This is a genomic window from Gordonibacter pamelaeae (assembly GCF_003340385.1).
Lineage (GTDB): Bacteria > Actinomycetota > Coriobacteriia > Coriobacteriales > Eggerthellaceae > Gordonibacter > Gordonibacter pamelaeae.
Genome location: NZ_PPTS01000002.1, coordinates 318,256 through 331,351 on the forward strand (window position 1 = coordinate 318,256; position 13,096 = coordinate 331,351).

Genomic DNA, 13,096 nt, shown 5'->3' on the forward strand with positions numbered 1-13,096 from the left:
TCCTCGCCGAGCGGAGGCAAACGCCGGGGGCGCGAAAGGGGCGTCACCCCTCCTTCCCCGCCTCCTCGAAGAAACGATAGCGGGAAGCGCGGTAGCGGAAGAGGGCGTACGCCAGCGCCAGGAGCGCAGCGACCGTGGCGAGCACGCCGCCCTCGATCCCGAAGGCCCCGCCGTTGAGCAGGTTGCCCACCGGGTAGCCGCCCACCACGATCGAGGGAACGTCCACGCCGCTTGCCGGCATACCGTAGACCACCGACTGGAACAGGTTCCACGCGATGTGGTACCCGATGCACATCCACAGGTTGCCCGACTTGTAGTACATGACGGAGAACGCCACCCCGATCAGCATGACGTTGACGACGGAGAGCGGGGTGAGGTTCGGGTTGGTCAGGTGGAGCGCACCGAACATCAGCGACGGCACGGCTATCGCCAAGACCTTGCTGTTCGTCCTGCGCAGCACCGACATGATAAACCCGCGGTACATGACCTCCTCGGCAACGCCCACGAACACGAACAGCAGCGCCCAGGCGAGCAGCGGGAGGGAGAGCGGGGAGTTCAGCCCTTCGACCACCATGTTTCCCGTGGCGAGCAGCAGCAGGAATATGGCAGTGCACAGGGCGGAGCCCAGCACCAGGCCTGCGACGCCGTCCTTTTTGAGCCGGGTGCGGAAATCCCGGAGCCCGATATCCTGCCAACGGTACCGCATAAGCCTCCATGCGGCCAGGGGAACGACCAGCAAGACGGCCTCGTTCAGATACTGGATGGCGAGGTACATCTCGGGCCCGTTCATCCATTCGACGAACGCGGCATACGATGCGGCATCGAGGTTGGCGGCATCGGCGGCCGCGCCCAACGCGGCACCGGCCCAGTCCGTGAGCGAGTAGATGAGGGCGTTATAGGCGAGCAGGCACAGCGCGATGATCCAACCGGACCGCACCATGCCGCGCCTGTTCTTGAGCACAACGTTCATCGTCTTCCCTCTCTCCACCCGACCTGCGGGCAGGATCCCTGATCAGACGGCAGGTTCCGCTTGCTCCATCCCGTCTCCCCCGCGCGTTGAGGACGGCGCGCCCGAGACCTTCGCCGCCTCGGCCTCCTCGCGTTCCAGCACGCGCTGCATGGCCGCGATGGCGCACTCTATCTGGCCGTCGTCGGGCTCGTTGGTGGTGAGGTACTGCATCTGCATGCCGGGCCACAGCACCACCTTCACCAGCGGGTTCTCGGGGTGGCTGCCCGCCCAGCGCACGGTGATCTCGTACGAGATGCCGGCGATGACGGGCATGAGCAGGATGCGCACGAGGATGACCAGCGCCAGCTTCGGCGCGCCGTCGGGAACGCCCCAGGCCGCGATGAGCCCGTTGATGGGCGTGACCGTGTACACCAGGATGGCGATGATCATGACCATGATGAGGAACGCCGTGCCGCAGCGCACGTGCAGGCGCGGGAAGCTGCGCGCGTTCTCGGGGGTGAGCGGCAGGCCGTGCTCGTAGCAGTGGATGGTCTTGTGCTCGGCGCCGTGGTAGCCGAACATGCGCTTGATCTCGGCCATGCGCCCGATGAGCCAGAGGTAGAACACGAACACGGCCACGCGCAGAAGGCCGTCCACGACGTTCCAGAGCACGGTGTTCTGGTCGTACTCCCCCACCAGGAGGTTCGTGACGAAGGCGGGCGCCACGATGAACAGCACCACGCCCAGCACGAGCCCCAGCACCATGGAAACCGCCATGGCCCCCTTGCCGAACTCCGCCTCCTGGTCGAGGAAGGACTTCTTCTCGGCCTCGGGGGCGCCCTCGTCGCACGGGGCGCCGGCGCCCTCGCCGCCTGCGGCATCCGGCCCGCCGACGACCTCGAGCGTCGTCTGCGCCCCGAGGGCGTCGATCATCGTGTCCGGCCGCCCGAAGTCGTCCTTCCACGAGAACGCCCCCGCCGCGCCCGGCGCCTCCCCCTCTCCGCCCGCAGGGGCGCCCGCCGAGCCGGCGGGGCGTCGCGCAGGCGAGCCGGCGCGGTCGCGGGAAGGTCCCTCGCCCGACTCCTCGGCCTCGTCGCCCTCTTCCGCGAACGCATGCTCCGCGGCGATCTCGAGCGCCTTGAACCCCAGCACGAGCGACTCCACGAGCGCCCGGCAGCCGCGCACGAGCGGCCAGTGCAGCCAGCCGTTCTTCTTGCGGCCGCTCGCCAGGTCGTGCTCCTCCACGTAGATCTCGCCCGCAGGCTCGCGCACGGCCACCGACCAGTTGTACTTGCCGCGCATCATGATGCCCTCGATGAGGGCCTGCCCGCCCACGTGCGTCTTGCGGGCGCCGTCTTCCGAGAACGCGCGCGAGAGGTCGCTCTTCTCTTCGCCCATGCTAGCCCCTCGTCACCCGCGGATACGGGTTCCCGCAAGCCATCTTTCCCTCGGGGCAGGCGCCGCCCACGCAGGGGGCGCCGGCGTCTAGGAAGATGAACGGCGCCGTGGGGCGCGCCAGCTCGAGCATCCGGTGCGCCATGTCGCGGATCTCCCACTGCGCACGGTTGCAGCAGCGCAGGCGGAAGAAGTGCAGCAGCTCGCGCACGTTCATGGTGATGACGATCTTCGTCTCGGCCGCGTTCGGCAGGAGGTAGCGCGCGTCCTCGGCCGGCACGCCCGCTTCCAGCAGCTTCCCGTACGCCTCGACGGCGGCGTCGATCGCCCTGTCGAACACCGCGCTCGCCTCCTCGCTCGCCGCGACGCTCTCGGGCTTCACCGTGGCCACGCCGTCCGAGAACCTCACGTAGCGCTGGCTCTGCTGGTTGAAGCTGGCTATGCGGTGGCGCACCAGCTGGTGCGTGAGCGCCCGCGACACGCCGTCCACCGCGAAGGTGTAGCTGGCGTGCTCGAGCGTGGAGAAGTGGCCGCTGCCCATGATGGTGGAGAGCACGCTTTGCACGCGCTCCTCGGGCATGGTCTCCATGAGCTCGGCCGCGCCCACGGGCGCGTAGCACAGGCGCGCCGCCGTGGCGATGGCGCGCTCGGGGTCGGGGGTGTGGTACAGCAGTTCGACGTGCATGGGTCGGATGCTCCTCAATTCGGGATAAATTTGGCGATGCGGCTCGTTTCGGCATTATCTTTCGCTAGTATGGTAACCGATGCCGAGAACCCGCGATGCGAAAGGCTTCCCTATGGTCGAAAATTCCATCCACGAAACGCCCGGCGGTTCCCGCCCCGACAAGCCCGCAGCCGCCTTCACCCCGCTGCTCACCACCCGCGACTGGAACGAGGAGTGGAAGGAGCTGCAGAAGGCCCGCCGCGCCGCGGACGACGCCTCGCACTGGGACAAGCGCGCGGCCACGTTCGGCTCGAAGGACGCCCCGAACCCCTACGTGGAGCGGTTCCTAAAGCTGGCGGCCATCCGGCCGGGCGAATCGGTGCTCGACATGGGCTGCGGGACCGGCGCGCTGTCTATGCCGCTGGGCGCGGCGGGGCACCTCGTGGTGGCCGCCGACTTCTCGCGGGGCATGCTGGGCGTCTTGGAGGGCGAGCTTGCGGAGCGCGGCATTGCATCCGTCACGCCCAAGCTCATGAGCTGGGAGGATGACTGGGCCGCCCACGGCGTGCTCCCCGGCTCGGTCGACGTGGCCGTGGCCTCGCGCTCCATCGCCACCGCCGATTTGAAGGACTCGCTCATGCGCCTGACCGACGCGGCGCGCCGCCGCGTGTGCATCACGCTGCCCACCGGGGGCTCGCCGCGCACCGACGAGCGCGTGCTCACCGCCGTCGGCCTGCAGAACCAGCTGGGGCGCGACTACCTCTACGCGTTCGCCATCCTCGCGGAGGAGGGCCTGAAGCCCGAGGTGTCCTACATCGAGAGCACGCGCCCCGACACGTTCGACACGCCCGAGGAGGCCTACGAGACGTTCTCCCGCATGGTGGACGACGCCGCAGGCGCCCTCGTCTCCGCCGCGGAGCGGGACGCCGCCCTCGCGCGCCTGCGCCCCTGGCTCGCCGACAACCTGGTGGAGAACCCCCGCGCCGGCCGGCCCGACAGGAAGGGCGAGCCCGAGAAGCGCCTCGCCCTGCGCGAGCCCCGTAAGATCACCTGGGCGTTCATCGCCTGGGACAAGTGACGCCGGACGGCGCGCCGGAGCATGTCTCCTTGGCGGCCGCGATCGCGAGGAGGGCCCGGTTCTCGCGGTTGAGGGCCGAGGCTTCCGGGTCGCAGTCGATCACGGTGACGGGCATGCCCGGATACCGGCCCGCAAGCCCGTGAAGCGCTCCACGGGCTTGCACGTGGCCCTTGAGGCACCCGAACGCCTGCAGGTAGATCACATGGTCGACGCCCCGTCCGGCGAAGCGGTCGAGCTCGGACAGGTAGCGCACGTCGTCGGCCATCAATCCCTCGGGGCGCGGAAGGACCGCTTCGCACCCCTCCCCCTCTATCAGGCCGACGATGCCGTCGCTCATGAAGGGCTCGAACACCATCAAGGCGTTCCCCAGAAGGCCGATGCGGGGACGTGCCGATGCGCACCGGGCCCCTTCGCCGGCAGCGGCGGGCGAAGGGGCGCGCCACGCCTTCGTCCAGCGCACGGCGATGCGGCGCCCGACGGCGCGGCCTGCCAATTCGGGGACGGACTCCAGCAGGCACCTCTCGCAAACCTCCGGCATCTCCACGACGTCCAGGTCCCCGTCCTCCCGCGCCATGCGGATCAGCCTGCCGGCGAGCACCCTCGCCACGAAGCAGACGCCGTCGGGAACCGCGCCCAGCGCCGTGTCGGCATCGGCCTTCCCCAAGGGCCCGAGAAGGCCCCAATGCGCAGGGAGGCCGCTTCCGCGCTCGGGAGGTGCCGCATCGGCGGTGCGGCACCTCCCCCCGACCGCCCGGCCGGCAGGCTCGCCTGCGCACGCCTCGGCGAGCGTGCGCAGGCGGATGCGGATGTGCGCCGTGTCGGCGATGCCGTCGATCTTGAGCGAGGTGAAGGACCTGCCCGCCGCCTCCAGGGCCCCGCGCACGACGGGCAGGGCCACCGCGTCGTAGGCGCAACCGAACGACTGGAGACACACGAGCTCGAGCGCCGGGTCCGCGAGGACCAACCCGGCGAGCCGCTCGAGGCGGGAAGGCCGCTCCCACGCGCCCGCACGCTCCCCGAACCCTTCGCGGGGCGCGTCTAGCGCCGTCGGGGAGAGCACGGCGAAGCCCAGGCCCGCCAGGATGCCGTCGATGCCGTGCATGACGGCGGGGTCGACATGGTAGGGACGGCCGCCCAGGACCGCGCCCCGCCGGCCAGCCGCATGGGCCCACGCCAGCGCCCGCCGGTTCGCCTCGCCCACCGTCCGCTCGAACCGCCGCTGGGCCGCCAGCCCGGCGGCGATCGCCTCCGCGAGCTCCCCATCCGCCACCGCCGGCAGGCCCGCCGCCTCAACCACCGCGTTCAGGCTTGCGAGCAGGGCCGCCCTATCCTCCACATCGTCTGCAAGGGCGGCAGGTTCCCCGGTGCGCAGCATCGGCGAGACGAGCGCCGCAGTTTCGTCGCGCAGAATGGGAGCGCAGTCGGCCACGGCGTCCGCGTAGCCGCACGCCACGGCGCACTTCCTCCCCCTCACGCGGCGAGGCATGAAGACCGCGTCTACACGCGCGTTGCGCACGAGGTCGTACAGGCGCGCGTGCGCGAGCTTCGCCGGATGGCAGACGCTCTCCGAGGGGATGGTGGCCGCACCTTCGCGCGCAGCCCCGCTCTCCTCCGCGCGCCCGTCGTCGGGCACCGCGACGGAGAACCCGAGTGCCGCGAGGACCGTGTGCCAGAACGGAATCTGGGCATACCCGGCAAGGGCGCCCACGATGCCCACGCGCAGGCGCGCGCGGGGCCCCGCACCCTCCGACCCGGAGAACCGCGCGAGCAGCCCGCGCTCGAGCGCGACCGCATTGGGCGGGCGCCTGCCGTCCTGCGTCGAGGCGCGGCGCGCACCGACGATGCCGTGCGCGCGATCGCAGCGGTTGCCGCCCACGAACAGGCGCCCGCCGCCGAAGTCGACCACCGAGAGCAGGCAGCCGTTCCCGCAGCCCTCGCAGCGCCGGCTGCTGCGAGTCGGCCGGAGACGGTCGAGCTCCTCGCGGCCGGCAAGGCTGCTGCGCACGGCGTCCTCCCCTTCCCGGGTGGCGGCGTGCGCCCGCTCCCGCGCGGTGAGCGCCGCGCCGATGGCGCCCATGAGGTGCGCCGTGTCGGGACGGACCGCCTCCTTCCCGCTCACCAGCTCGAACGCCCGCAGCACGGCATCGGACATGAACGCGCCGCCCTGCACCGCCACGCAGCCGCCGAGCGAATCGAGCCGATCGAGGCCGATGATGCGGAACAGCGCGTTGCGCACGACGGAGTACGCGATGCCGGCGGCGATGTCCTCCACGGCAACGCCGCTCTTCTGGGCGTGGCGGACGCGCGAGGCCATGAAGACGGTGCACTTGGTTCCCAAGTCGACGGGCGACTCGGCAAAGAGAGCCCTTTCGGAGAACTCCTCGGGGGACGATTGCAGCGAATGCGCCGTCCCCTCGACGAACGACCCGCATCCGCTGGAGCAGGCCTCGTTCAGCACGGCGTTGAGCACCCGCCCGTCCCGCACCCAGACGGCCTTCATGTCCTGGCCGCCTATATCGAGCAGGAACGTGAGATCCGGCCTGAAGCTCCGTGCGGCCCGCACGTGGGCGAGCGTCTCCACGACCCCGGAATCGAGTCCCAGCCCCGCCCTGAGCAGGTTCTCCCCGTACCCGCAGGCCGTGGCATGGGCCACGTAGGCGTAGGGCTCCCCGTCGGCGCCGCGCGGCACGGCGGCATGGAAGTCGCCGAGCATGGCGATAGCCGTTTCCGGCACCTCGCCGCGGGGAGGACGGCAATCGGCGTAGGCGAGGCGCCCCGCCTCGTCGAGCACCGCCAGCTTGACGGCCGTCGACCCGGCGTCCAGCCCGAGGTAGAGCGGGCCCTCGCAGTCGAACAGCCTCGTGCGCGGCATCGTGCAGGAGGCGTGGCGTTCCCGAAAGGCGGCGAGGTCCCCTTCGGACGCGAACAGGCGGGGCAGCCGGGGAAAGTCGTCCGCGAAGGCAGGCAGGCAGGACAGGCGCTCCTCGAGGACCACCAGCGATACGTCCGCGCCATCGCGGTCGCCGAAAGCCTCCGCACCGTGCAGCGCCGCGCCGCGCGCGGCGAACAGGTGCGCGTCAGGGGGCTTGATGCCGTCCCGCACCGCAAGGCCCAAGGCCGAGCGGAACCGCTTCACAAGCTCGGGGATGTGCTCCAAAGGGCCGCCGAGAAACACGACGGTGCCCTCGATGGGGCGCCCGCAGGCAAGCCCTCCGAGCGTCTGGCGCACTACGGCCTCCAAGGCGCTCGCCGCGATATCCGCCGTGCGCGCCCCCTCGTTGAGCAGCGGCCGGACGTCCGTCTGGGCGAACACGGCGCAACGCGACGCGATGGGGTAGGTGCGCTTCGCGCCGAGCGCCTGCTTGCTCAGCTCCTCCGTCCTCAAGCCCAGCATGAACGCCATCGTGTCGATGAAACCCCCGGTACCGCCTGCGCAGGTGGCGTTCATGCGCTGTTCGAGCCCGTGGGTGAGGTACACCAGCTTCGCGTCCTCGCCGCCCAGCTCCACGATGGCGTCCGCCTGGGGATACTCCCTGCGCACCGCCGTCGTCGTGGCGACCACCTCCTGCACGAACGGAAGCCCGAGCAGGCCGGAGATCCCGATGCCGGCGGAGCCGGTGACGCCCACGGTGCCCACGGTGTCGCCGAAGCGCCATGTCAGCTCGTGCAACGCCCTGGCAAGCGTCGACGCGACGTCCGCACGGTGCCTCCGGTACACCGAATGGACCACGGCGCCCTCCCCATCCAAGACGACGACCTTGATCGTCTTCGACCCTATGTCTATGCCGACGCTCGCCACGTGGAACCCCTCCCGACCTCTCTTCCGCCTCCCAGCTAGGCGGCTCCCGCAAGCTGCAAGGCGTAGAATGCCAGGCGCAGGCAGAACACGACACGCCTACGAAGCCGCTGGCAACCGCGATGACTGAGTGGAAGCCCGTTTCCTTCATGCGAATGGCCATGACCCCGAAAACGAGCGTCGCGGCAAGGCAGAAGACGCCCACCGCGATGTGCATCGACGCGGCGCGCACAAGGTCGGCGCCCGCGCCCGCCGCCCCTGCCATCTCCGAGACGGCGAGCACCTGGGCGGAAAAGCCGCCGACGCCCAGCACGGCGCCCAGCACGGCGGCAACGGTCAGCAGCCTTTTCACCGAGGGGTCGTCCAACGCGCCCGCCTTCTCGAGCATCAGCACGACGAGGGCGGAGCCGCCGAGCAGCGAGAAGCCGAGCATCTGCAGCGGCGTGGCGAGCGTCGCCCAAGACGGCTCGGGCACCGCCAGGTGGGCGAGCCCCGACGCGCACGAGAACAGCGCGGCGAGCGCGCCCACGATACGGAGCAGCGCCCTGCGCCGCCGGCCCTCTGCGTCCTTCCCGAGGTTGACGCAGAGGCAGTAGGCCACAGCCGCGCACGCCAGCAGCACGTCCGCCACGGCGGCAAGGATTAGCGCCGCGCCGCCGTGGTCGCGGAGCAGGGCCACGGCGGCGCTCTGGTCTTGGAAGCCGAAGCAGGCTGCAACCGAGCACCACGGCAAGGCAGGGCATGGCGCACAGCACGTCCACGTTTCTGCGGACCCCCTGCCGCTGCAGCGGCCCGTTCGGCAGAACGGCAAGGACCATGAAAGCGCCTGCCCCTATGAGGGAGAACGTCGAGCACAGTGCCAGCGGCGATTCGGAGAGCATGTGCCCCACCTACCCGTTGTCCGAATTGTTCAGCCCCGGAACGTGGACCTTCCGCTCGGGAACCTTGAGCTCGCATCCGCACTCCGCGCACACCTTCGCAGACGGCTTGTTGAGCGTGCCGCACGCGTCGCACAGGCCGCGCGGCTGGGTGACGAGCCTCGAGCCGCCCCCTGCAGCCCTCCTCTTGTTCTCGCCGTTGCACTTCCCGCACAGCTCGCAGGCGAATCCGCAGGCCATCGCCTTCTCCCTCCCCGATGCGCCGCCAAGGGCATCGATCGACTCGGAGGCACGGTCCGGCGAGCTCCTTCTCGCCGGACCGTGCCCGCGCCTCCTTCAGCCCCTCCAACCGCTAGTGCCGGCCCGGAGCCTTCGGCGGGCCGGGGGCCTTGGGGGCGCCGGGCGCGCCGGGCGGTGCGGGCTTGGCCGGCCCTGCGGCAACGGCGCCGCAGCTCGGGCAGGCGTCGGCGGACGCCGACACCGAAGCGCCGCACTTGGGGCACTTAACCGGTCCGCCGGAAGCGGCGGCAGCTGGTCTGAAGCACATGGTCAACCTCCTTGCAAACGTGGTTTCTTCCAGGCCCCCGGTCGAGCCCGAAGCGCGAATTCGGGGGCGTTCGAGCTATTGGGCCGCCACTTCCGCCTGAAGCTCCTTGGCGGCCTCCTCCTCCATCTGGACGAGCTTCTTGTTCTTGCGCACCATGAACATGGAGATGGTCGAGCCGGCAACGAACACGGCGCAGATGCCGAACGCGCCGGAGAAGCCGAGCGCCGTCCCCGATATCGCGGCGACCAGCGGCACGCCGATGGCGTCGCAGATGGGCTTGCCCAGGAACACGAAGCCGTAGATGGCGCCGAAATGCTTCGGCCCCAGGTACATGGCGGTAGCCGTGGAGAAGCACACGGCCGACGAGCTCAGGGCCACGCCGAAGAGGATGGAGCTCGCGAACAGCAGCACGATGTTGTCGCCCACGAAGATGATCAGCACGAGGCCGACGACCGCGAGCGAGTTGAGGATGCAGTAGGCGATGCGGGGCCCGACGGCGTCGATGATGACGCCCGAGGCGAGCTTGCCCACCACCCCGGAGAGCGAGATGGCGCTCATGAACGCGCCCGCGACGGCAAGGTCGAAGCCGTTGCCCACGATGTAGGCGGGGAAGTTCTGGAACGGGCCCTGCTCGCCGATGCCGATGAGGGCGAAGGCGATGGCGATGAACCAGAACGTCGTGGTCTTCAGCGCCTCGCCGCGCGTGAGGCCGACGAGCTTCGCCGCACCGGCGGCCTCGGCCTGGGCGGCGGCCTCCTCCTCGGTCATGCCGTCGGGCAGCAGGCCCACTTCCTGGGGCTGCCACTTGAGCAGGAACGCGCCCACGATAAGGACGACGAAGGCGATGCCGGCGAGGGCGAACGGCGCCATCTGCCAGTTGCCCGAGGCTGTGGCCGCAGGTATGATCTGGCCGACGACCAGGGAGCCGGGGAACATGGCCGACCAGATGATGGCCGTGACTATGCCGCGGCGCTTGTTGAACCAATTGTTGGGAATGCCGGAGAGGATGACCATCCCGCCCAGGGCGGAGCCGACGCCCATGACCACGTAGGCGACGTACACCTGCCAGATCTCGGTCATGAGCCCCAGGATGAGGAAACCTCCCGAGAACAGCACCGCCGAGCACAGCATGGAGCCGCGCAGCTTGATCTTGTTGATGACGTCCCCTACCACCAGGCTTGCGAAACCCGCCGCCAAGGCGTAGATGGAGAAGCCGAGCGCGACCTCCGCCGGCTGCGCGCCCAAGGCCTCGGTCATCCCGATCCTCAACGCCTGGCCGGGACATCCGGTCACGCACAGCGGATCGGGGTCCTTCGCATAGCAGGCGGCGCACTTGTCGAGCACGGGGGCCACCACATGGTAGGTGCGCAGCTTCCCATCGACCACGAAAGGCGTGCGTCGTATCACGCGCATCCAATCCTCATCGTAGGGATAGCGCCAGGTTTCCCGGCAAGCGGCCTCGCAGCCGAAGCAGCCGGTGCAGTCGTCGAGGTCATGGAGAAGGGCGATGCCCTCCCCGTTCACGCGCTTCTTCATTACAGGTCACCCCTTCCAGGATAGATTTTGACAAGCGAGGAGCGCATGGGGGTAGCCCCGTAGCCGGGCTCCGCCGGGGTCGAGGGGATCAGCACGTTGCCGTTCGCCTTGTCCCAGCCGTATCCGGGAAGGCCGAGCTCCTTGCACTCGTCGCGCCAGCCGGGACGCGGCACGCCCACCACGCCCTCTTTGATCTCGCGGGTGACGTAGGCCTTCGAGATCATATGCCCCACCCGGGACTCGACGGTCACCCACTCGCCGTCGGTGATGCCGTACCTGCGCGCATCGTTGGGATGGATCATGACGAACGGGTCCGGGTACATCTTGCGTTGGGCGGGGGTGTTCGTCCAAGCCGAGTGGAAGAAGGAGTAGATGCGGATGCCGGTGACCACGACCAGCGGGTACTCCTCCGCCAGCTCCGGCGTGGAAACGGGCGATTCGGCCGGCTCCTCGAAGTCGGGCAGCGGGTCGTAGCCGAACGCGGCGAGCGACTCGCACCAGAACTCGATGCGGCCGGACGGGGTCGGGAAGCCCAGCGAGCCGTCGGGGCGCAGCAGGCCCTTCTCGTACTTCTTCTCCACGACCTCGCCCTGCTTGCCGCCGGGCTCGGTGGAGCGGTACTTCTCGGACTGGAACTCGTCCCAGGTCAGATCGAAACCGTAGAACTCCTTCATACGCCACAGCACCATCTCCTGGACGTCGTTCCACCACCAGTTGTCGGGGTCGATGCGCTTGCCCCACTCGAGGAAGAACTGCCAGTCGCACCAGCACTCCCCCGGCGCGTCCACGGCCTTGTCGAACGTGAACAGGAAGTTGCCGTCGAGCTCCTCGTCGTAGGAATAGCGCTCCGACCAGTCGGCCGAGGGAAGCACGAGGTCGGCGATCTTGGCCGTGGGCGACATATAGAAGTCCTTCACGCACACGAAGTCGAGGTTCGGCGAGGTCATGGCCTGGTACGTGAGGTTCGTGTTCTCGTAGCAAAGGAGCGGGTCGTTCGCGATGGCGATGTACGCCTTGACGGGACGCGGCTCGCCCGTGATGATGGCGTTGAACACCGCGTGCGGGTCGTTCGACCGGCCGAACGACTTGTACAGCGGATGCTCCTCGCCGCCGAACGTGAACAGCTCGGGACGGCCGGGGTCCTTCTGGGAGTCCCAGAGGGTGATCTTGTCGTCGAGCATGACGGAGAATGACAGGGGCACGGGGATGCCGCCCTTCACGTCCAGGTAGCCGAGCATGCCCTGCAGGCAGGCGATGGCGCGGCCGTTCTGGATGGCGTTGGTGTGCATGCACCCGGGCCCGAGGCCTATGCACATGCCCACCGGGCCCCAGTTGCCCATGTACTCAGCGGCAAGGCGGATGTCGTCGGCATCCACCTGGCAGATCTCGGCAGCCCGCTCGGGGGTCCAGTCCTTCACGCGCTCGGCCAGCTCGTCGAAGCCGTACGTCCAGTTCTCGATGAACTCGGGGTCGTACCATCCATGCTCGATGATCTCGTGCATGAACGCCAGCGCGAGGGCGGCGTCGGTGCCGGGACGGGGCTGCAGGGCCACGTCGGCGTGCTTGGACATATCCTGGAAGCGCACGTCGATGACGATGAGCTTCGTGATGCCGGCGGCCTGGTTCTTGAACACCTCCTTGCACCAGGCGGTCTCCATGGCGGGGTTCTGCCCCCAGAGCACGGCGCAGTGGGCGTTGCGCATGTCGCCGGCCGCCGAGCTGAACACGCCCAGCGTGAACGCGTTCGGCAGGATGTGCGGCATGAGGCACACGTGCGTGGGCACGAGGCTCCAGCCCTCCAGGCCGAGCGACGAGTTGATGCGGCAGTGCCAGTGGTTCGCCACGCGGCCCGTGCCCTGGCCGGTGATGATGGCCTCGGGGCCGTACGCCTCCTTGATGCGCAGGCACTCGTCGGCGATGATATCCATGGCCTCGTCCCAGCTGATGCGCTCGAACGCGCTCTTGCCGCGGTTCTCGGGGTTGCGCTCGCCCTTGGGGTCCCAGTCCACGCGCTTCATGGGATAGAGCAGGCGGCCCTCCAGGTTGTTGTGGATCTCGCGCTCGGACATGCCCGAGCCGCAGATCACGCCCTTCGACTTGACGTTGTCGGGATCGCCCTCGATCTTGACGATCCGGTTGTCCTCGTCCGAGTAGACCAGGACGCCGCAGCGTGCGTGGCACGTCGTGCACATGGTTCGCGTTTTCTTCAGCGCCATTTCCTCTCCTTTCGTTCCTTTGCTTTCCGCGGGCGCG

General features: G+C 69.3%; 10 protein-coding genes. 2 read left to right on the forward strand and 8 right to left on the reverse strand.

The window, feature by feature from the left end:
- Window positions 1–43: 43 nt before the first annotated feature.
- The 3 genes from C1877_RS04020 to thyX are packed head-to-tail and all read right to left on the reverse strand — an operon-like array spanning window position 44 to window position 3,029.
- On the reverse strand, window positions 44–970 hold the full coding sequence (locus C1877_RS04020) for a CPBP family intramembrane glutamic endopeptidase (RefSeq protein ID WP_015540350.1): 927 nt from the start codon (window positions 968–970) through the stop codon (window positions 44–46).
- A 42-nt stretch (window positions 971–1,012) separates the two neighbouring features.
- On the reverse strand, window positions 1,013–2,347 hold the full coding sequence (locus tag C1877_RS04025; protein WP_114568448.1) for a DUF1385 domain-containing protein: 1,335 nt from the start codon (window positions 2,345–2,347) through the stop codon (window positions 1,013–1,015).
- 1 nt (window position 2,348) lies between these two features.
- Entirely contained in the window at window positions 2,349–3,029 is a 681-nt protein-coding gene (gene thyX / locus C1877_RS04030; protein ID WP_015540351.1) for an FAD-dependent thymidylate synthase, read from the reverse strand.
- A 112-nt stretch (window positions 3,030–3,141) separates the two neighbouring features.
- On the opposite strand from thyX, the gene C1877_RS04035 reads away from it, so the two are divergent.
- On the forward strand, window positions 3,142–4,086 hold the full coding sequence (locus C1877_RS04035; protein WP_114568449.1) for a class I SAM-dependent methyltransferase: 945 nt from the start codon (window positions 3,142–3,144) through the stop codon (window positions 4,084–4,086).
- Here C1877_RS04035 and C1877_RS04040 read toward each other — a convergent pair.
- Window positions 4,067–7,885 (reverse strand): BadF/BadG/BcrA/BcrD ATPase family protein, encoded by a 3,819-nt coding sequence (locus C1877_RS04040; protein ID WP_114568450.1) that lies wholly within the window; start codon window positions 7,883–7,885, stop codon window positions 4,067–4,069. The two genes, C1877_RS04035 and C1877_RS04040, sit on opposite strands and share 20 nt — an antisense overlap.
- A 158-nt stretch (window positions 7,886–8,043) precedes the next feature.
- Here C1877_RS04040 and C1877_RS04045 point away from each other — a divergent pair, with 158 nt between their 5' ends.
- Window positions 8,044–8,478 carry a hypothetical protein gene (locus C1877_RS04045; protein WP_147274500.1) on the forward strand — a complete coding sequence of 145 codons (435 nt, stop codon included), beginning with the start codon at window positions 8,044–8,046 and terminating at the stop codon, window positions 8,476–8,478.
- Between the two features lie 294 nt (window positions 8,479–8,772).
- Here the strand turns inward: C1877_RS04045 and C1877_RS04050 are convergent, their stop codons facing one another.
- The 4 genes from C1877_RS04050 to C1877_RS04065 all read right to left on the reverse strand — a co-directional run bounded on the left by C1877_RS04050 (window position 8,773) and on the right by C1877_RS04065 (window position 13,059).
- The gene (locus C1877_RS04050; RefSeq protein WP_114568452.1) at window positions 8,773–9,000 is read right to left on the reverse strand and encodes a hypothetical protein; all 228 of its coding nucleotides are present in this window, start codon (window positions 8,998–9,000) and stop codon (window positions 8,773–8,775) included.
- A 112-nt stretch (window positions 9,001–9,112) separates the two neighbouring features.
- Window positions 9,113–9,307, reverse strand: a complete 195-nt coding sequence (locus tag C1877_RS04055; RefSeq protein WP_114568453.1) for a zinc ribbon domain-containing protein — start codon at window positions 9,305–9,307, stop codon at window positions 9,113–9,115.
- 75 nt (window positions 9,308–9,382) lie between these two features.
- Entirely contained in the window at window positions 9,383–10,843 is a 1,461-nt protein-coding gene (locus tag C1877_RS04060) for an MFS transporter (protein WP_114568454.1), read from the reverse strand.
- Complete coding sequence (locus tag C1877_RS04065; protein ID WP_015540354.1) at window positions 10,843–13,059, reverse strand: molybdopterin-containing oxidoreductase family protein; 2,217 nt, start codon at window positions 13,057–13,059, stop codon at window positions 10,843–10,845. The genes C1877_RS04060 and C1877_RS04065 overlap by 1 nt, the downstream gene beginning before the upstream one ends.
- Between the last annotated feature and the right edge of the window lie 37 nt (window positions 13,060–13,096).

Bases quoted from the DNA above. Each gene is read 5' to 3' on its own strand.
- C1877_RS04020 (WP_015540350.1), bottom strand. From the start codon at position 970: ATGAACGTTGTGCTCAAGAACAGGCGCGGCATGGTGCGGTCCGGTTGG.
- C1877_RS04025 (WP_114568448.1), bottom strand. From the start codon at position 2,347: ATGGGCGAAGAGAAGAGCGACCTCTCGCGCGCGTTCTCGGAAGACGGC.
- thyX (WP_015540351.1), bottom strand. From the start codon at position 3,029: ATGCACGTCGAACTGCTGTACCACACCCCCGACCCCGAGCGCGCCATC.
- C1877_RS04035 (WP_114568449.1), top strand. From the start codon at position 3,142: ATGGTCGAAAATTCCATCCACGAAACGCCCGGCGGTTCCCGCCCCGAC.
- C1877_RS04045 (WP_147274500.1), top strand. From the start codon at position 8,044: ATGACCCCGAAAACGAGCGTCGCGGCAAGGCAGAAGACGCCCACCGCG.
- C1877_RS04050 (WP_114568452.1), bottom strand. From the start codon at position 9,000: ATGGCCTGCGGATTCGCCTGCGAGCTGTGCGGGAAGTGCAACGGCGAG.
- C1877_RS04055 (WP_114568453.1), bottom strand. From the start codon at position 9,307: ATGTGCTTCAGACCAGCTGCCGCCGCTTCCGGCGGACCGGTTAAGTGC.
- C1877_RS04060 (WP_114568454.1), bottom strand. From the start codon at position 10,843: ATGAAGAAGCGCGTGAACGGGGAGGGCATCGCCCTTCTCCATGACCTC.
- C1877_RS04065 (WP_015540354.1), bottom strand. From the start codon at position 13,059: ATGGCGCTGAAGAAAACGCGAACCATGTGCACGACGTGCCACGCACGC.